The organism is Cohaesibacter sp. CAU 1516 (assembly GCF_005771485.1).
Classification (GTDB): domain Bacteria; phylum Pseudomonadota; class Alphaproteobacteria; order Rhizobiales; family Cohaesibacteraceae; genus Cohaesibacter; species Cohaesibacter intestini.
Window position 1 is genome coordinate 246,121 of the sequence record NZ_VANT01000002.1, and the last position, 18,967, is coordinate 265,087.

The window sequence follows — 18,967 nt, forward strand, 5'->3', positions numbered from 1 at the left end:
CGGTAAAAGCCGGGCGGCGAACCGTCCGGCCTTTGTGTCGTCTCCTGCCATGGAGAAAAGAAACTCTGTTGTCGCGATACCCTCAGGAAGGTCGTCCGACCCGGCTGGATACCGTCAGCGCCATCAGCGCCAGACAGGCCGTCAGGCCCGCCAGTCCGCTCCAGCCTGACAAATGCCAGAACCAGCCACCCAGATAGCCAATGAAACTTGCCCCGACATAATAGAACAGCAGATAGAGCGAAGAGGCGTGCCCTTTGTTGCCTTCAGCCGCCAAGCCCACCGCGCCACTGACCACCGAATGACCAACGAAGAACCCCGTGGTGATCAGCCCGACGCCAACACAAATCAGCACCAGCGGTTGGAACAAGGTCATGCCAAGCCCCATAAGGGTCAGACTGAAGGCTGCCATAAGAAGCTTGCGCTGCCCGAAGCGGGCAATCAGGGTGCCGGAGACCGACGACGACAGCGTACCGATCAAATAGAGCAGAAAGATCAAACTGACCGCAAAGGGCCCCATATGATAGGGCGCTTCAAACAGCCGGAAGCTAAGATAATTATAGACGGTCGAAAAGACCCCGGTCAGGCAAAAGCCAATCAGATAAAGCCGCATCAAGGGCGGATTGCGCAAATGGGCGCGCCATGCGGACAGATGGAAAGTCAGGCTCGCATCACGTCTTTTTTCGAAATGCGTTGAAGGCGGCAGCAAAAAGGCAAAGCCGAGCGCGGCAAGAGTGGTCAAAACCCCCATCACCTGCAGAGCCTCCTGCCAGCTGATAAATTCGGTCATCAACCCAAGGCCGACCCGGCCCAGCATCGCGCCAAACGCCGTACCGCCAACATAGATCCCCATCGCCTTGGGCAAATCATCCGGGTGGATTTCTTCTGCCAGATAGGCCATTGCCACGGCAGGCAAACCACCAAGCGCCAGCCCTTCGAAGGCCCGGGCGATCAGTAAGCCATGCCAGCCCGGCGCAATGGCCGCAGCCATATTAAGGGCCGACGCCAGCAACATCGACGTCAGCATCACCCCCTTGCGGCCCAATTGCTGCGACACGGCCCCAAGCACCATGATCGACAGCGCCAGACAGGCCAGACAGAGCGACAAAGCCAGCGAGCTGGTGGCCGGAGTAACACGAAAATGCTCGGCAAACATCGGCAGCAGGGGTTGAACGCAATAAAGCAGGGCAAAGGTGTTGAACCCGGCCAGAAATAGAGCGCAAGCCACTTTTGTGAACGAGCGCGTTCCCTGCCGGATGAACGGCTGAGGCTGAGGAGACGAAACAAAAGACTTGGCAGCAGGGAGCGTTGCTGCGGCGACATTAGACATTACACTTATCCTGTATGTGTGGATTTCCACCTATATCGGATGAGTTCCAATTTATCTAATATATGATACTGCCTTTCTTGATATCTATTTTATATGGATATCCCGATTTCATACGGAGAAAGGGCACCATCCGCCATCAGCCCAAGGGAGCCAATTGATGGAACTGCGCCATATTCGCTACTTTCTGGCGGTGGCCGAGGAGAAGAATTTCACCCGCGCCGCAGCACGTGTTGGCATTGCCCAACCCCCGTTGAGCCAGCAGATAAAGGATCTTGAGCGCGAGGTCGGCAGTGCGCTTTTCTACCGCATGCCCCACGGGGCCGAGCTGACCGCCGCAGGCAAAGCCTTCCTTGAACAGGTCCATAACCTTCCCTCTCAGGCAGAGCAGGCGCTCGAAGCCGCCCGCCGCGCCGCCCGTGGTGAGACAGGCACTCTCAATCTCGGCATCACCGGCGCATCAGCCCTCAACCCGATTGTCTCACGCCTGATCCGCACCTTCCGGCGCGACTTTCCCGATGTGATGTTCCGCGTCAAGGAAAGCCACTCAACCCAATTGCGCGAGGATCTGGAAAAGGGCGACCTTGATGTGGCGATCCTGCGCCCCAGCGATCAGGATCCGCCCAGTATCACCACCCATCAACTCGACAGCGAAGCGCTGATCGCCGCCATGTCCCGCAGCCGTGATCCGGCCCCCGACGCAGAGGCAATCGATTTGCTGCTGCTCAAGGATACGCCCCTCATTCTGACGCCACCGATTGTCGGCCTGATCCTGCATGATTCGGCGATTCTTGCCTGTCAGAAAGCCGGGTTCGAGCCGATCATCGGTCAGGCCGCCCCACAGATTGCCTCGATCATGAGCATGGTTGCCGCAGATCTCGGCTTCTCACTGGTGCCCGATTGCATGCGCCAACTCGCCCTTGAGGATATCGTCTACAAGCGTCTGCACCATCCGAATATTCAGGTCGACATTGCCTGCGCGATTCTGCGAGACAATCGCTCGCCCACGGCGCAGGCCTTTACCAAACTGGCCCGCCGACTGCGTGCCGGGCATCTGGCATGGGCGCAAGATCAAAATCCAGTTTCTTCGTGACAGATCGGCAGATACACGCTCTAATATCTCTATTGCTTATTGCCCATTCGAACAAGGCCAGCCTTGCCATTGCGACCCATTACCTGAAGAGATCCGGTTCAGATGACATCTATATTGCCCACCCTATTGACTGCCACAACAGCTCTGCTCGCCTTCACTAGCACCGCGTCCACCCAATCCGGGGATGACCCGATGGCACTGCAACGCTGCATCTGGTCTTGCCTTGCCAATTCGCCCGGCGCCACCAGCCCGAAATATCACGCCTGCGTCGAACGCAACTGCAATGAAACGCAAGAGCAACCGGCCGAACCCATCCAGCGCGGGCAAAGAGGTCACTGGAGCATTTACAAGCTATCGATTGACGAGCCGCCCTATTATGACGGCTATGCGGCCAACACCGAGAGTCGCAACGGCAAACTGGCTCTAAGCTATGTCTGCGGCAAAGGTGGAGATCGATATATCTCCATGGCAGGTCGTCGGATCGACAGGCTGGCACTGGATTGGGCCGACCCCAAGCCGGTCACCTTCTCCTTTGATGGCCATCCCCCTTTGACTCTGGAAATGGGCGAATATGAAGGCGCGCTGATCACTGACATGCTTTCGCGCGATGCTCTATTGATCAGCCTGCTGCAAAGCGCCAACCGTCTCAATGTCCGCTTCGCTCGGCAATTCGAGACCTTCTCGCTCAAAGGGTCGTCATGGGCAATGAAGATCGCGCTCGATTATTGCCGTTAGACCGCGGCCCGGCCTGCCAATCGGCAGACCGGACAGCAAATTGCAATACACCTTAGCGATCCTGACCGTGATAGCCATCATTGGGGGTCATGTCGCTGGCAATTGCCACCCGGTTCGACATGTTGAAGAAACCGGTGACATTGGCGATGTCCCAGATATCACGATCCGAGAAACCGACCGCGGTGAGCATGGCGCGGTCCTCGCCGGTCACCTTTTCTGGCGTCTCGGTCAACTTCGCGGCATAATCAAGCATCACCCGATGGCGGTCTGACAGGTCTGCAGCACGATAATTCATCACCATCAGTTCTCCCAATAGCGGATCGCCAGACAGCTGCCGCACCGCTTGCCCATGGGCCACAAGGCAGTAGAAACAGCGGTTGATCGAGGAAACCACCACCGCGATCATTTCCCGCTCCAGCTTGCTCAGTCCGCTCTCATCCAGCATCAGATTGTTGTAAAGCTGCGAAAAGGCGCGAAATTTCGCCTCATCAAAGCTGTAGGCCTGAAGCACATTGGGCACCATGCCGAGCTTTTCTGCACAAATGGCAAAATAGTTACCGATATCGTCCGGCATCGGATCCATTGGCGGCAAATCAAGTGCCGTGACAGCCTTTCCCGCCTGTTTGACCGGCTCCCGGCCCTCTTTCAATTCAGTCATCTTTCCTCCCATGGAAATGTCGGGCATGATCCTGAACGGATCTTGTTTGTTCGGCCCGCGCTCCCCACGTCATATTGAAGCCTTGGGTCACAGGCTTCAAGAGCAGGAACATTCCGACATTCGTCCAAACAGGGGGATAATTTCCCGTCCCTAGCCGGGACGGAAAGAACAGATGTCATCCACAAGTCTTTTCGGTGAACAATTGCAATTTCTCGCTCAAGAAATTTTTACGTCAGTGTTTGACCAACATTTACCCTGATAGGTTTATGGTTATCGTGAAAGACCGCTAATATTCGTCTCATAACGGTCAAAAAGAAAAGGGGTGCCGGCAAACCGGGTCCCCGGAGGAAACAAAATGGCACCCGAACTGGTACGCGAACACGCCGAACGTCTGGCAAACGCCAAGGCCATCGCAGCAAAACAAGGCGATCTGGAAGCCGACTTTCTCGAGCGGCTCCTCAAAGCAAGCGACAAGGAGGATCTCTCCCGTTATCGCGCCGAGGAAATCGCCCATTTTGCACAACAGGCCTTCGAACGTTTCACCCCCCCTTTTGATGGCGGTCACACCATCGACATTTTCGACCCCGTCTACGAGGGCGAGAATGGCGAGATGCTGAACCAGGTCTCCATCATCCAACTTCACAATGTGAACAAGCCATTTCTGGTTGATTCGATCATGGGCGAGTTGCAACAGCTTGGCTTCGACATTCATCTGGTGCTGCATCCGATCTTTGATACCGAACGCGATGACGAGAAAAAGCTTGTCGGCTTGCGTGATCGCCGCGAGGCAAAGAACGGCGTCAAGCCCCAGCGTGAAAGCCTGATCCACGTCCACGTGTCCCGCATCTCCGGCAAGACGCAGAAAAACGAATTGAAGAAGGAACTCAACATTGTTCTTGAGGACGTGTCTGCCTGCGTGACCGACTGGAAGTCGATGCTGCTGCGTCTGGAAGAAACCATCGCCATTTTCAAGATCACGCCACCGCCTCTGCCGCAAGACGAAATCGAAGAGACCGTTGAATTCCTCCGCTGGCTGGTCGACAACAATTTCACCCTTTTGGGTATGCGCGAATATGCCTTTGAAGGCTCCCCGAGCGAGGGAGAGCTGAAGCGGACCCAACGTCCCGGCCTTGGCATTCTGCGCAATCCGGATGTGCGGGTGCTGCGTCGTGGCTCCGAACTGGTGACCATGACCCCGGAAATCCGCGAATTCCTGATGCGGCCGGAACCGCTGATCATTACCAAGGCCAACGTCAAGACCAAGGTTCACCGCCGCACCTACATGGATTATATCGGCGTCAAGATCTATGGCGATCAGGGCCAACTGACCGGTGAGTTGCGCATTGTCGGCCTCTTCACTTCCACCGCCTACAACCGGTCCGCCACAAACATCCCGTTCCTGCGCCGCAAGGTCGCCCGCACGATCGACAAGGCCTCGGTGGATCCGTCCGGCCATTCGGGCAAGGCTCTGCTCAACGTTCTGGAAGGCTATCCCCGCGACGAGCTGTTCCAGGTTGATGAACAGACTCTGCTCAACAACTCTGAGGAGATCCTCCGCCTCAGCCGCCGTCCGCGCGTTCGGGTTCTCTCTCGCGTCGACAAGTTCGACCGCTTTGTCTCCAGTCTCGTCTATGTCCCGCGCGACCGCTTCAACACATCGGTCCGACTGAAAATCGGCGACTATCTGTGCAAGGTCTATGACGGCCATATCTCGGCCACCTATCTCGATTTCCCCGACAGCCCGCTGACCCGCGTCCATTTCATCATCGGCCGCCGCCATGGCAAGACACCGACCCCGTCGCGTCTCGAGCTGGAAAACGAAGTCAACAAAATCGTCACCACATGGGCTGATCGCCTCGATTTGGCCTTGCGCGATGCGATGAGCATCAAGAAAGCGTCACAGATGGTGCATCGCTATTGCGAGGCTTTCTCCGAGGCCTATCGTGACACCTTCTCGCCGGATATTGCGCTCAACGACATCTCGATCATGGAGCGAATGAATGGTTCGGTGGATACCGCCATTCAATTCTATCGTGATGAAAAAGAAGCAGATCACCGCATCACCCTGAAAATCTTCCATCAGGACAATCCAATTCCATTGTCCGAACGGGTGCCGATCCTTGAAAATATGGGCTTCCGGGTGATTGACGAACGCTCCTATGCCATCTCGCCGATGGGGTCCAACCGCACCTTCTGGATGCATGACATGGATCTGGAACGGGCCAGCTGCAAGTCGATCAACATCAAGGAAGTCGGCGACAAGCTCGAAGCCTGTTTCCTCGCCATTTGGGATGGTCAGGCCGAGAATGATGGCTACAACCGTCTGGCCATGGCAGCGAACCTGCATTGGCGCGACATCACCATTCTACGCACGATTTCGCGTTATCTGCGCCAGGTCCGCATTCCGTATGATCAGGACTATATGTGGGATACGCTGGACAAATATCCCGATCTCGGCGCGCTGCTGGTCGATCTTTTCCACGCCCGCTTTGATCCCAAGCACAAGGCGCGCGAGGAGGAATGCAAACGCCTGTCCAGTGGCATCCTGACGGCACTTGAACAGGTCTCCAACCTTGATGACGACCGCATCCTGCGCAAGTTCCTCGGTGTCATTCAAGCCAGCCTGCGCACCAACTTCTACCAGCGCACCGAGGAAGGTGGCTACAAACCGACCCTGTCGATCAAGCTCAATCCGCGGGCCATGGAAGACATGCCGGAGCCCAAGCCATTCCGCGAAATCTTCGTCTATAGCCCCCGCGTCGAAGGCCTGCATCTGCGCTTCGGCAAGGTTGCCCGCGGTGGCCTGAGATGGTCGGATCGACCACAGGATTTCCGCACCGAGGTGCTCGGTCTGGTCAAGGCCCAGCAGGTCAAGAATGCGGTGATCGTGCCCGTCGGCTCGAAGGGCGGCTTCGTGCCCAAGCATCTGCCACCCTCCAGCGACCGCGAGGCCTTCATGGCCGAGGGCATCGCCTCCTATCGGCTGTTCATCTCCTCGCTGCTCGATGTGACCGACAATCTGGAGGGTCAGACCATTCTGCCACCGGAAAATGTCACCCGTCACGATGAGGACGATCCCTATCTGGTTGTCGCCGCCGACAAGGGCACGGCCACCTTCTCCGACATCGCCAACGGCATTTCAGAAGACCATTCCTTCTGGCTCGGTGACGCCTTCGCATCCGGCGGCTCCGCTGGCTATGACCACAAGAAAATGGGCATCACCGCGCGCGGTGCCTGGGAAGCGGTCAAACGCCACTTCCGGGAAATGGATCGCGACATTCAGACCGAGCCATTCACCGTGGTCGGCGTCGGCGACATGTCCGGCGACGTCTTCGGCAATGGCATGTTGCTGTCCAAGGCGACCAGACTGATTGCTGCCTTTGACCATCGCGACATCTTCATCGATCCCAATCCGGATCCGGAGACCAGTTGGAAGGAGCGCAAACGCATCTTCGATCTCGGCCGGTCATCCTGGAAGGACTATGACACCTCGCTGATTTCCAAGGGCGGTGGCGTTTTCTCACGTTCAGAGAAATCCATTACCCTGTCCAGTGAAGCACAGCAGGCGCTTGGCCTGAGCAAAAAGAAGGTCACCCCGCAGGAACTGATGAAGGCCATTCTGATGGCCGAAGCGGATCTTTTGTGGTTCGGCGGCATCGGCACCTATATCCGCGCTTCGAGCGAAAGCGATGCGGATGCGGATGACCGTGCCAACGACGCCATCCGCGTCACACCGAAAGAGCTGCGCGTCAAAGCCATCGGCGAAGGCGCCAATCTGGGTGTAACCCAGCGTGCCCGTATCGAATTCAACCGGTTGGGCGGACGCTGCAACACCGATGCCATCGACAATTCCGCAGGCGTCAACAGCTCGGATATGGAAGTCAACATCAAGATTGCCCTTGGCGCCGCCGTGCGCAAAGGCAAGATGGATGTTACGGCCCGCAACAAGCTGCTGTCCGAAATGACCAACACAGTCGCCGGTCTGTGCCTGCGCAACAACTATCTGCAGACCCTGTCCGTCTCGCTCACCGAGCAACGCGGCATGGAAGATTTCGGCTATCAACGCCGTTTGATGGAACGGATGGAAGAAGCGGGGGATCTGGATCGCGATGTCGAATTCCTGCCCGACAACGAGATCCTCAACGAAATGCGCAAGAAAGGCCAGCCTCTGACACGGGCAGAAATCTCCGTTCTGCTGGCCTATGCCAAAAACACCCTTTATGAGGATCTGCTGGAAAGCAATCTGCCGGACGAGGACTATCTGGAACGGGAGCTGCGCTTCTATTTCCCTGAAAAGATGCAGGGTGATTTTGCGGACGAGATTGCCGATCACCGCCTGCGCCGGGAAATCATCACCACTCTGATCACCAACTCGATGATCAACCGTGGCGGGGCGACCCTCATCCCGCGCATTGCTGACAAGACCGGCACCTCCGTCGTCGAGATTGCCCGTGCCTATGTGGTCGTGCGCGATTCCTTCGGTCTCAGAGAGTTGCATGATGCCATCGATGCTCTGGACAGCAAGGTCTCCGGGGCCATGCAGCTTGAGCTCTATCACGAAGTGCAGAAACTGCTCTTGGCGGAGATTTTGTGGTTCATGCGCAGCATCCCGACCTCAACCTCCATCGCAGATGCGGTAGAGCATTATCGCAATGGCATCGATGACTTGTCGCCGAAAATCGACAAATATCTGCCGCCATATCTCTCGGATCGTCTGGCTTCGGAAACCGAGCGCTATGTCGAAAATGGCGTCCCCAAGCAGCTGGCCAGCCGCATCGCCCATCTGTCGCTTGTCTCCCATATTCCGGACATCATTCTGGTGGCTGACAAGGCGGACAAGTCACTGGACACCGCGGCAGAAGCCTATTTCGCCGTTGCCGGACACTTCAAGATCGGTCGCATCGATGCCCTCGCCCAGAGCCTCGATGTCTCTGACTATTATGAAGGCCTTGCCCTTGACCGGGTGCGCGACAGCCTCTCGAACGCCCACAATCTGATGACGGCGGGCATCCTGAGCTATGGTGGCGACAACAAGTCCGGCATGGAACAATGGATCGAGGAAGAAGGTCCCGCCATCAAGCGGACGGTCAAGGCGGTCAATGCCATCATGGACAGCGACACCTTGACAGTCTCGAAATTCGCGGTCGCCGCAGGGCTTCTCTCCGACCTCGCCCGCGACATCTGATCGACACGAAGTCCAATCGACCATCAACAGGCCGGGGCATCCGTGATGCCCCGGCCTTTCTTGTGCCTTCACCCCATTCCCTGAAGTCATGACCATCGGACGATAAGTCAGGCGGCTTTGGCTTGCAGCAATCCCGCCTTTCCAGCATCCTTGCCGTCTCATCCCGACGGGATACCGGCCCGTCTTATCACCCATCCTTCAGGACTGTTCACCGGCAAAAGAGCACAATCCTGACCCTTCTGAATCCGGATCGATTTCCCCGATCGCCAGCCAGTTCTGCACCAATCGCACAGGGCACTGCGACGGGAGCGACTGCCTGCGGCAAAAGTTAAAACTGTCTTAACCAACAGACCGCTAAACTGGACGTTAACTGTGGGGCGCGACTCGCCCGCAGGTCAATCAACACCTGCCCGGACTGCCCGGACTGCCCGGACAACGCATTGCCCGCAAGAACAGACGGATCGATCCCAATCAGACGCTTGGAAAGGCCCTTTGAGCGCATGCAAGACCAACGTTCCCCCTTCCAGAGACTGGCTGACATTCTGGACGGCATCACGCCGTCCAACGAAGCAACCCATGCTCCGATCAATCTGACCATCGGCGAGCCGCAGCACGCCTTTCCGGCCTTTATCCCTGAGGTGATTGCTGACCATGCCGATGCCTTCCGCCGTTACCCGGCCATTCAGGGCACCGACGATTTCCGCGCCAGTGTCTGCGATTGGCTGAAAGCTCGCTACGGACTGGATGAAGCCGGCTTCAGCGAAAAGAATGTGCTGCCACTCAATGGCAGCCGCGAAGGCCTGTTCCACGCCATTGTCGGCGCCCGCGACTGGGCGCGAGATCACTTCGGCAAGACGCTTGATAAACCGGCCATCCTGCTGCCCAATCCCTTCTTCCATACCTATATTGCGGCAGCCCGCGCCATTGATGCCGAGCCGGTCTTCCTCAATGGTTCACCGGACTCCAATTATCTGCCCGATCTCGATGCTCTCGCCCTCGATACCGAGCTACTCGACCGGACAATTGCCTTCTTCTATGCCTCGCCCGCCAACCCGCAGGGCAGTGTCGCAGGCAAGGAAATCTGGCAGAAGTTGATCGCCCTTGGCCGCAAGCATAATTTCCTTGTGCTGGCCGATGAATGCTATTCCGAGATCTATCGCGACACCCCGCCTGCGGGCGTGCTGGAGGCAGCGGAAGGCGACTATTCCAACATTGTCACCTTCAATTCCCTGTCCAAGCGCTCCAACCTTGCTGGCTTGCGCTGCGGTTTTGCCGCAGGCGATGGCGCCTTCCTGACCCAATGGACCAAATATCGCAACATGGCCGCCCCGCAGGTGCCTATGCCTTTGCAGGCTGCTGCCGCCGCCGCCTTCCGCGATGAGGCCCATGTCGAGGAAAACCGCCGTCTCTACAATGCCAAATTCGATGCGGTGCGCCGCATTCTCGGCAATGATCTGACCTATGAGATCCCTCCCGCCGGTTTCTTCCTGTGGCTTGATGTCTCCGCCTTTGGCGACGATGCCAGCATCACGGAGAAGCTTTGGCGCGAGGTAGGCCTGCGCGTGGTACCGGGTTCCTTTCTGGCCCGCAATGATGCATCCGGGATCAATCCCGGCGACGGTTTCCTGCGCATCGCCATCGTAGCCGATCTCGATCAGACCGAAGACGCCATGCACCGTCTCAGGCACTGCCTCCTTGGGTGAGAGGCAGGGCACAGACGCCAAAGGCAACAAGACCAAAAGACTGGAAAGACCAACACGCGACTGGGACCGCGAAACATACCGGTAAAAAAGCAGCCGGCTGAACTGGAACAAGAGCGAGCATGACCACATTCGATGAGTATGGAGCCGCACCTCGTGAGGGCAGAGCCATGAAACGAAGAGCAAAAGACGGAGCCCTGCGCCACGCCCTGCGCCGCAACACCTATGCGGCAACGGGCTTGCTTGGCCTTATTCTGCTCGTCGCCATCGCAGCCAGCCTCGTCACCTGGCATGTCGGCGACCCTTCGCTCTCCAACGCCACCGAACACAGCCCACGCAACGTGATGGGTCTGGGCGGTGCAATCCTCTCAGACCTTCTCATCCAGGCCTTCGGCTTGGCAACGGCCTTTTTGTTGATCCCGCCAGCACTGTGGTTCGTCCGTCTGGTTCGCTTGCAGCCGATGGGTTTGTCACGCAACAAGGTCATGGCATGGTTTGGCGGGCTGGGCATGTTGTCCATCGCCTTTTCCGCCATCCCTGCCCCCTCCGGCTGGCCCTTGCCCTTGAGCCTTGGCGGCATGATCGGCGACAGTTTCCTGACCATTCTGGGCAAGATCAATACCGGTCTGATGCAGGGGCCAACGGCCGTCGCCATTGGACTGGTTGCAGCCCTTCTAGGCATTGCCCTGTTGCTCAATGCTTCCAATCTGTCACTCAAGGCACTGATGTTCCGCCGCACCCAGCGTCCGGTCACAGCGGCACCAGACGACGCTGAAGTCTATGATGCGGACAGCTATGACGAAGAGGACGACTGGACCGAGGACGATGGTGACGACATCGAGGATGTCGATGCCCCCCACGCAGGAGACCTCGATCGCACCAAGAGTGCAGGCGCCAGACGCCCATCGATCCTGTCCGTGCCGCTGGGCGCTATCGGTCACTGGTATTTGTCCCGCAAAGCCAACAAACGCCGCGCCAAAGGCACAATGGACGCCCATCAGGCCAAGGCAACCAAAACGGCCAAGCCTTCGCTCTTTGCCCGTCTGTTTGGCGAAGAGGATGATGGCCTTGGGGATCTGGCCAACCGCCTTGAACCCCGTCTTGATGCGGCACCAGCACCAGCCTATCAGACCGGTCACCCGATGCAGGGCCCAAGCTCTGCAGATCTTGGCTATGGCGGCCCAACAGACTTTGCCCCCACTCATGGCCGTCCCATGCAACAGGGAGACACCCCACCCCCATGGGACGATGAAGAGCTTTATGACCCCGACAATGCAGCGCACAGCGCACCGCATGGCATCGCCACACCTGAGCTGGACCGTGATCAGGGGCAGGCCACTCACCGCGCCGCCACCAATGAAGGCGTCGAAGCCAAGCCGGTTGCCGCCAAAGGCAAGACTGGCAGCGGCAAGCGCATGGTCAAGGCGGTGCAGGGCAATCTCTTCACGCGCAAGGATGATTATCAACACCCGACCCTCGACTTCCTTGCCGAACCGGAAAGCCTCGGCCCCAATGCGGGACTGACCGCCGATCAGCTGGAGCATAATGCCCGCCTGCTCGAAGGCGTCCTATCCGACTTTGGCATTCGCGGCGAAATCATCAAGGTGCGCCCGGGTCCGGTTGTCACCCTCTATGAACTGGAACCCGCACCGGGCATTAAATCCTCCCGCGTCATTGGCCTTGCCGACGACATTGCCCGCTCGATGAGCGCCATTTCCGCCCGCGTTGCCGTCATTCCGGGTCGCAACGCCATCGGCATCGAACTGCCCAATGCCCGCCGCGAAACCGTCTTTTTGCGCGAAATGCTGGCCGCCAAGGATTTCGAACGCTCGAAAGCCAAATTGCCGATCTGCCTGGGCAAGAATATTGCAGGCGACCCGGTGGTCGTTGATCTCGCCCGCATGCCCCACGTGCTGGTAGCGGGTACCACCGGTTCGGGTAAATCGGTCTCGATCAACACCACGATCATGTCGCTGCTGTTCAAGCATCGGCCGGAAGAATGTCGCCTGATCATGATCGACCCGAAAATGCTCGAACTGTCGATCTATGATGGCATTCCGCACCTTTTGACCCCGGTCGTCACCGATCCGGCCAAGGCAGTGGTGGCGCTGAAATGGGCCGTCCGCGAGATGGAACAGCGCTACAAGAACATGTCCAAGATGGGCGTGCGCAACATTGACGGCTTCAACAAGCGCGTCCGTGATTCCCTTTCCAAGGGACAGGAAGTCACCCGCACCATCCAGACCGGCTTTGACCCGGAAACCGGCGATCCGATCTATGAGCAGGAAGCACTCAACCTAGAGCCGATGCCCTATATCGTCATCGTCGTCGACGAGATGGCCGATTTGATGATGGTCGCAGGCAAGGATATTGAAGGGGCGATCCAGCGTCTGGCCCAGATGGCCCGTGCCGCAGGCATTCATTTGATCATGGCCACCCAGCGCCCCTCTGTCGATGTCATCACCGGCACCATCAAGGCCAACTTCCCGACCCGCATTTCCTTCCAGGTCACCTCCAAGATCGACAGCCGCACGATCCTTGGTGAAATGGGGGCCGAGCAGCTGCTCGGCATGGGCGACATGCTCTATATGGCCGGCGGGGGACGCATCCAGCGCGTCCATGGTCCGTTCGTGTCCGACGAAGAGGTTGAGGATATTGTCCGGCACCTCAAGATGCAGGGCACACCGGATTATCTCGAAGCGGTCACCGAGGACACAGAAACCGACCAGTCGGACTCTGGCGGCAGCAGCGGCGGATCCGACGGGGGAAGCGATGCCGAAACCCTCTATGACAAGGCAGTCGACATTGTCATTCGCGACCGCAAGGCCTCGACCAGCTACATCCAGCGCCGCCTGTCAATCGGCTATAACCGGGCCGCCACCCTGATCGAGCAAATGGAACAGGAAGGCGTCATCGGAGCGGCCAACCATGCAGGCAAACGGGAGATCTTGGTTCCCGAAGAAGGCGCCACTATGTAAAGGGGAGAAGGACGCCAACAGACCCTGATCCCAAGGGTGGCCTTGCCACAGAATGGTCAAACTGTCCGTCGTCCTTTTGCCGCATTGAATTTCTAGGCTATGCAGCGGGATTGATCCGTTGAGAATCCCGATTGCGACCAGAAAGACCCGTTCAAGACATCAGAGGAAGTGCCCGATGCAACCAGATAATCGCATGCCCCGGACAAGCCAGACCCGCGTTCAGAGTCAGGCCCGGACAAACCGGACCACTGTGATAGCGCTCGTCGGCAGCCTCTTTCTGATGCTCGGCCTGATGCTCGCCCTGCTGCTTGCCATGACCATTCACTCGCAGGCAGCCGCGGTGCTCAACGATGATGAAAAGGCAGCGCTCGGAGCCATCTCCAAGCAGTTCAACAAGACCAAAACGATGAATGGCGAATTCATCCAGACCGCACCGAATGGCGACACGCTGCAAGGATATTTCTTCATCGAGCGCCCGGGCAAGATCCGCTTTTATTATTCCAAGCCTTCCTACACCGACATCATTTCCGATGGCTCGGCCCTGTCAATCGAGGATCGCAAGCTGAAAACGCAGGATATCTATCCCCTCAGCAAGACCCCGCTGAAGGTCCTGTTGTCCGAGCGTCTCGATCTGGTCAATGATCAGCGTGTTCGTCAGGCCTCCATCGCCGATGACATCGTCAGTGTGGTGGTTGAGCAGGAAAGCCTGTTGGGAGACGGTGTTTTGACGCTGATCTTTGAACGCGAAAGTGCGCTGTTGCGCCAGTGGACCATTCGCGACCCGCAAGGCAATGACACCACCGTCACGGTCTTCAATGTCGAGACCGGCCGCCCGATCAAGCAGTCCCTGTTCGAGATCAAGCGCGACCTGAACTCCTATTGAGGCCAGCGCTCGCTCGGCCACAATGCTGTTGTTTAGCCCAAAAAGCATCGCCATCTGCAAGCGGTGCTTTTTTTGTTTTCAGACCCTGCTATAAATGGCCAACACATGCCATTGAGTCGCCTCGGATCCCGCCAGACCCGATCTGCCTCCCCTCCCCAACAGCGAGAAGAGACGCCCGTGCCCGTAACCATTGCTTCCTGGAACATCAATTCCATCCGCCCGCGCCTCCATCATGTCGAGCAGTTTGACGCAGACCGTGCGCCCGATGTGCTCTGCCTGCAGGAAACCAAGGTGATGAATGACCAGTTTCCCAGTGCAGCCCTGACGAAGCTCGGATATCAGCATCTCGCGATCAATGGCCAGAAAAGCTATCACGGCGTCGCCATCCTCTCGCGCCTGCCCTTTGCCAGCGTCTCCCAGCGGGACTTTTGCGGCAAAGGCGATGCCCGCCATATCGAAGTCACCATCGATACCGATGCCGGGCCAATCCGGATTCACAATTTTTATGTCCCGGCAGGGGGGGATGAGCCGAACCCGGCAATCAATGACAAGTTCCAGCACAAGCTCAATTTTCTGGATGAAATGAAGGCATGGCTGACTGGCGAGGAAACCGCTGCCGCCTCCATTCTGGTTGGGGACCTCAACATCGCCCCACACGAAAATGACGTTTGGTCGCACAAACAGCTGATCAAGGTCGTCAGCCATACGCCCGTCGAGGTTGATGCACTGGCTGCCGTTCAGACCGCAGGTCCGTGGCAGGATGTGGTCCGCAACCATATTCCCGTTGAACACAAGCTGTTCAGCTGGTGGAGTTATCGCTCCCCGAACTGGCAGAAATCCAACAAGGGTCGCCGCCTCGATCACATCTGGGCAACGAATGCGATTGCCGACAAAGTCAACCATGTCGAGGTCTATCATCCGGCCCGCTCGTGGGAGAAACCATCGGACCATGCACCCGTCATCGCCCGGCTGGATGTGTCCCCCCTCTAGGCCTTTCCGGGGGCAAATCCGGACAAGTGTCACCGACAGCGTTTCATGCAGTGCGCTTTGTCTTGCATGAAGGCACAGGATATGATCTAAGGCGCCGCCATGACAGACACACACAATCATGCTTCGAAGAAAAGCGGCATGGGCGCCCGCGAAGGCGCTCTGCGCCTGATCCATGCGGTGCTGAGTGACAAGGCTTTGCTTGATGATGCCTATCGGCAGGAATTGAGCGACGGCCCCTTGCGCCGCCTCACCGGTTCCGACCGCGCCTTTGCCAAACGCATCGCCACCACTGTGTTGCAGCATCTGGGTGAGATCGACACCTTGCTCAGCCGCTTCATGGACCGGGGCATGCCGAAGAAATCCGGCCCCTTGCGCAATATCCTGCGCATTGGCGTGGCAGAATTGCTGTTTCTCGAAACCCCACCCCATGCGGTGGTGGATTGTGCGGTCAGTCACTATAAGACATGGCGCAAATATGCAGGCTTCAAGGGCCTGACCAATGCGGTTTTGCGCCGGGTCAGCAAGGAAGGCCCTGCGGAACTGGCGTCCATCGACCCGGCCCGCGCCAATCTGCCTGACTGGATCTATAAAAGCTGGGTCAACGCCTATGGTCTGGCATCGGTCAATGCGATGATGGCAGTCTTCCACCAACCGCACACCCCGCTTGATCTGTCCATGAAAGAGCCCGACAGCTTGGGCCATTGGGCTGAGGCCCTGGGGGGAGAGCCGACACCAACCGGCAGCCTGCGTCTGGCGACCCATGACAGGGTCGATGAGATGGCCGGCTTTGAAGAGGGCGCATGGTGGGTGCAGGATGCCGCAGCAACCCTGCCCGCCAAATTGCTTGGCGACATCAAGGGACAGGCCGTGCTTGATCTTTGCGCCGCTCCCGGTGGCAAAACCATGCAGTTGGCAGCCTCACACGCCAAGGTCACGGCGGTTGATCTCTCCGCCCATCGTCTGGAACGCGTTAAGGACAATCTGGACCGTACCGGCCTTGAAGCTGAGCTGGTCAAGCGCAACGTCCTGAAGCTCAAGACCGACGAGCAATGGCCCTTTGTCCTGCTCGATGCCCCCTGCTCGGCAACGGGCACCGTGCGCCGTCACCCGGAATTGCTCCATCAGCGAAGCCCGGAAGATATCACGCACTTCGCGTCTCTGCAGGCAAAGATGCTCGACCACGCAGCGGCGCTGACAAGCCCCGGCGGCTTGCTGGTCTTCTGCACCTGCTCACTGCAGCCCGAGGAAGGACCGGAACTGGTCGCTGATTTCCTGATGAACAATCCAGATTTCGGCATTGAACCGATCACAGCTGGGGAAGTCGAGGGTGCCGATCCGTTCCTTCTCGAAGACGGATCCCTGCGCACCCGACCAGATCAATGGGCAGAAACGGGAGGTCTGGACGGCTTCTTCGCCATCCGGTTCCGCAATCATATGACAAATTGACGCCACCTTCCCCGATGTTGATTTTACCCAACAGATAGAGCTTGTTAACTCTTTCTTGATAAAATCCTAACCAATTGCTTACCAAGACCGGGTTCCAGCGCGCAATCGGAACCGGGCTTGGCATTGCCCTATAGCTTGGCTGCATCCAGCTCACACTCATGACGGAAAAGACCCGCGTGTCAAATACTTGGCAAAATTCGCGACTGCAAATCTCTGACTTGACCCGCCGCGTCAAGAAGATGGGCGTGCGCCGACCCAATTGTCATGCCCGCTATGTCCCCGGCTGTCCCGAGCGTTTGCTGATTGCACCTCAGGATCTGCGCACCGCAGACCCGATTGTTGCTGAAGACATTTATGCAGGCCTCTATGTCTTTGCCGGACAAGTGGAAAATTGCGAAGGGCGGTCCCCGTTCCTGATCATGCCACCAAGCCGGGAGTGGGTGCGCGAACTGCATGCTTTTCGCTGGTTGCGCCATCTCAAGGTCTCCAATGCCAGTCTGACCCGGGCCAAGGCCCAGAGCCTTGTTGACGACTGGATCACCCATAGTGCCAGGCTTGATGCCGAGGCCTGGAGCCTGCCCGTTGTGGCCGAACGCGTTTTTGCCTGGCTCAACAATTCCCCATTGATCTTGCAAGAAGCCGACCACGATTTCTATCGTCGCTTCCTGCGGGCCCTCTACCTGCAGGTCCGCTTCTTGCGGGCTTCCTCGGGGGCGATGCCTTACACGCCAGACCGTCTCACCGTGTTGATGGCCGAACTGGCTGGCTGGCTGTGTTTTTCCGGCAAAGAGCGCTATGTCCGCTCGACCTCGAAGCGTCTCGTCGCCGAACTGGACTCGCAGATCCTGCCAGACGGCGGCCATGTCTCACGCAATCCGATGGTCATCGTGTCCACGCTGCTTGATCTGCTGCCCCTGCGCCAGACCTTCCTGTCGCGCGAGTTGGAACTGCCCGAAGGCCTCAACCGGTCCATCGAGCGGATGATGCCGATGCTGCGCTTCTTCCGCCATCCCAACGGCAGCTTTGCCCATTTCAATGGAGCAGGCGCAACCCCGGCGGACCAGATCGCCACCATCATGGCCTATGACGACACACGCGGCACACCCGTGTCGGATGCCTCCTTCTCCGGCTATCAACGAATCGAGGCAGGCAACAGTGTGTTGTTGATGGATACGGGCAGCTTCCCGCCAATCGAACAATCCATTCAAGCCCATGCTGGCACCCTGTCATTCGAACTGAGCTCCGGGGTCGCTCCGATGGTCATCAATTGTGGTGCCCCCTCTTGCCGTCAGGCCGGATGGCGTGAACTGGCCCGATCCACAGCGGCCCATTCCACTCTGACGGTGCAGGACAAGTCCACCTGCCCAATCTCACCACGCCCGTTTGATCTGGATGGTCGCCCGCTGCTTTGTCGGGATATCAATGTCCAGTCCGAACGCACATTGGAGCAGGGCCTTGAAACCATCAAGGCCAGCCACGATGCCTATGGTCCCGACTACGGCATCCGGCACCGCCGTCAGATTTGGCTCTCGGTCAATGGCCGCAAGATCGACGGGCAGGATGATCTGGAAGCCGTCGGCAAAGGCATCAACAAGGGCCGCGACGGTTATGCCATCCGCTTCCACCTGCATCCCACCGTTCAAATGGAACGGGACTCGGTCGAGAATATTGTCTATCTGGGATTGTTGAATGGTGAAATCTGGCAATTTTCAGCCAAGGATGTCGACATCACCATCGAGGATAGCGTGTTCCTGTCTGACATCCACGGCATCCGCCCCAGCAAACAGCTGGCGCTGTATGGCTTTGCCAGCCACGTTTCGACCATTCGCTGGCATTTTGCCCATGTCACCAATGCCTGATTGGGCAGCCTCAGAACGCACTGATTGATCTTGAAAAGGCAACAACATGTTGCCTTTATGTGCAAAATGAATGGTTTTCCTATTTGCGAAAACGTGATATCGCCTGAGCCACTCCC

At 57.9% G+C, this 18,967-nt stretch carries 11 protein-coding genes; 9 read left to right on the forward strand and 2 right to left on the reverse strand.

What is annotated here, in order from left to right:
- Positions 1-82: 82 nt before the first annotated feature.
- Positions 83-1,327 carry an MFS transporter gene (locus tag FDK21_RS08030; RefSeq protein ID WP_138148106.1) on the reverse strand — a complete coding sequence of 415 codons (1,245 nt, stop codon included), beginning with the start codon at positions 1,325-1,327 and terminating at the stop codon, positions 83-85.
- Between the two features lie 157 nt (positions 1,328-1,484).
- Between FDK21_RS08030 and FDK21_RS08035 the strand changes: the two genes are divergently transcribed.
- Complete coding sequence (locus FDK21_RS08035; RefSeq protein ID WP_138148108.1) at positions 1,485-2,417, forward strand: LysR family transcriptional regulator; 933 nt, start codon at positions 1,485-1,487, stop codon at positions 2,415-2,417.
- A gap of 192 nt (positions 2,418-2,609) precedes the next feature.
- Positions 2,610-3,152 (forward strand): hypothetical protein, encoded by a 543-nt coding sequence (locus FDK21_RS08040; RefSeq protein WP_138148109.1) that lies wholly within the window; start codon positions 2,610-2,612, stop codon positions 3,150-3,152.
- A 52-nt stretch (positions 3,153-3,204) separates the two neighbouring features.
- Here FDK21_RS08040 and FDK21_RS08045 read toward each other — a convergent pair whose 3' ends face one another.
- The gene (locus FDK21_RS08045) at positions 3,205-3,810 is read right to left on the reverse strand and encodes a peroxidase-related enzyme (protein ID WP_246657524.1); all 606 of its coding nucleotides are present in this window, start codon (positions 3,808-3,810) and stop codon (positions 3,205-3,207) included.
- Positions 3,811-4,165: 355 nt separating this feature from the next.
- Here FDK21_RS08045 and FDK21_RS08050 point away from each other — a divergent pair, with 355 nt between their 5' ends.
- The 7 genes from FDK21_RS08050 (at position 4,166) to FDK21_RS08080 (ending at position 18,851) form a co-directional block, all read left to right on the forward strand.
- The gene (locus FDK21_RS08050; protein ID WP_138148111.1) at positions 4,166-8,995 is read left to right on the forward strand and encodes an NAD-glutamate dehydrogenase; all 4,830 of its coding nucleotides are present in this window, start codon (positions 4,166-4,168) and stop codon (positions 8,993-8,995) included.
- A 500-nt stretch (positions 8,996-9,495) separates the two neighbouring features.
- Positions 9,496-10,698: an aminotransferase class I/II-fold pyridoxal phosphate-dependent enzyme gene (locus FDK21_RS08055; protein WP_138148112.1), complete on the forward strand. Its 1,203-nt coding sequence runs from the start codon at positions 9,496-9,498 to the stop codon at positions 10,696-10,698.
- Between the two features lie 167 nt (positions 10,699-10,865).
- On the forward strand, positions 10,866-13,673 hold the full coding sequence (locus FDK21_RS08060; protein WP_138148114.1) for a DNA translocase FtsK: 2,808 nt from the start codon (positions 10,866-10,868) through the stop codon (positions 13,671-13,673).
- A gap of 175 nt (positions 13,674-13,848) precedes the next feature.
- A complete protein-coding gene (locus FDK21_RS08065; RefSeq protein WP_114008322.1) occupies positions 13,849-14,556 on the forward strand; it encodes an outer-membrane lipoprotein carrier protein LolA in 708 nt (235 codons plus the stop codon).
- A gap of 177 nt (positions 14,557-14,733) precedes the next feature.
- Complete coding sequence (xth, locus tag FDK21_RS08070) at positions 14,734-15,546, forward strand: exodeoxyribonuclease III (RefSeq protein ID WP_138148115.1); 813 nt, start codon at positions 14,734-14,736, stop codon at positions 15,544-15,546.
- 99 nt (positions 15,547-15,645) lie between these two features.
- A complete protein-coding gene (locus FDK21_RS08075) occupies positions 15,646-16,992 on the forward strand; it encodes a transcription antitermination factor NusB (RefSeq protein ID WP_138148116.1) in 1,347 nt (448 codons plus the stop codon).
- Between the two features lie 245 nt (positions 16,993-17,237).
- Complete coding sequence (locus FDK21_RS08080) at positions 17,238-18,851, forward strand: heparinase II/III family protein (protein ID WP_210238710.1); 1,614 nt, start codon at positions 17,238-17,240, stop codon at positions 18,849-18,851.
- The last annotated feature ends 116 nt before the right edge of the window (positions 18,852-18,967 follow it).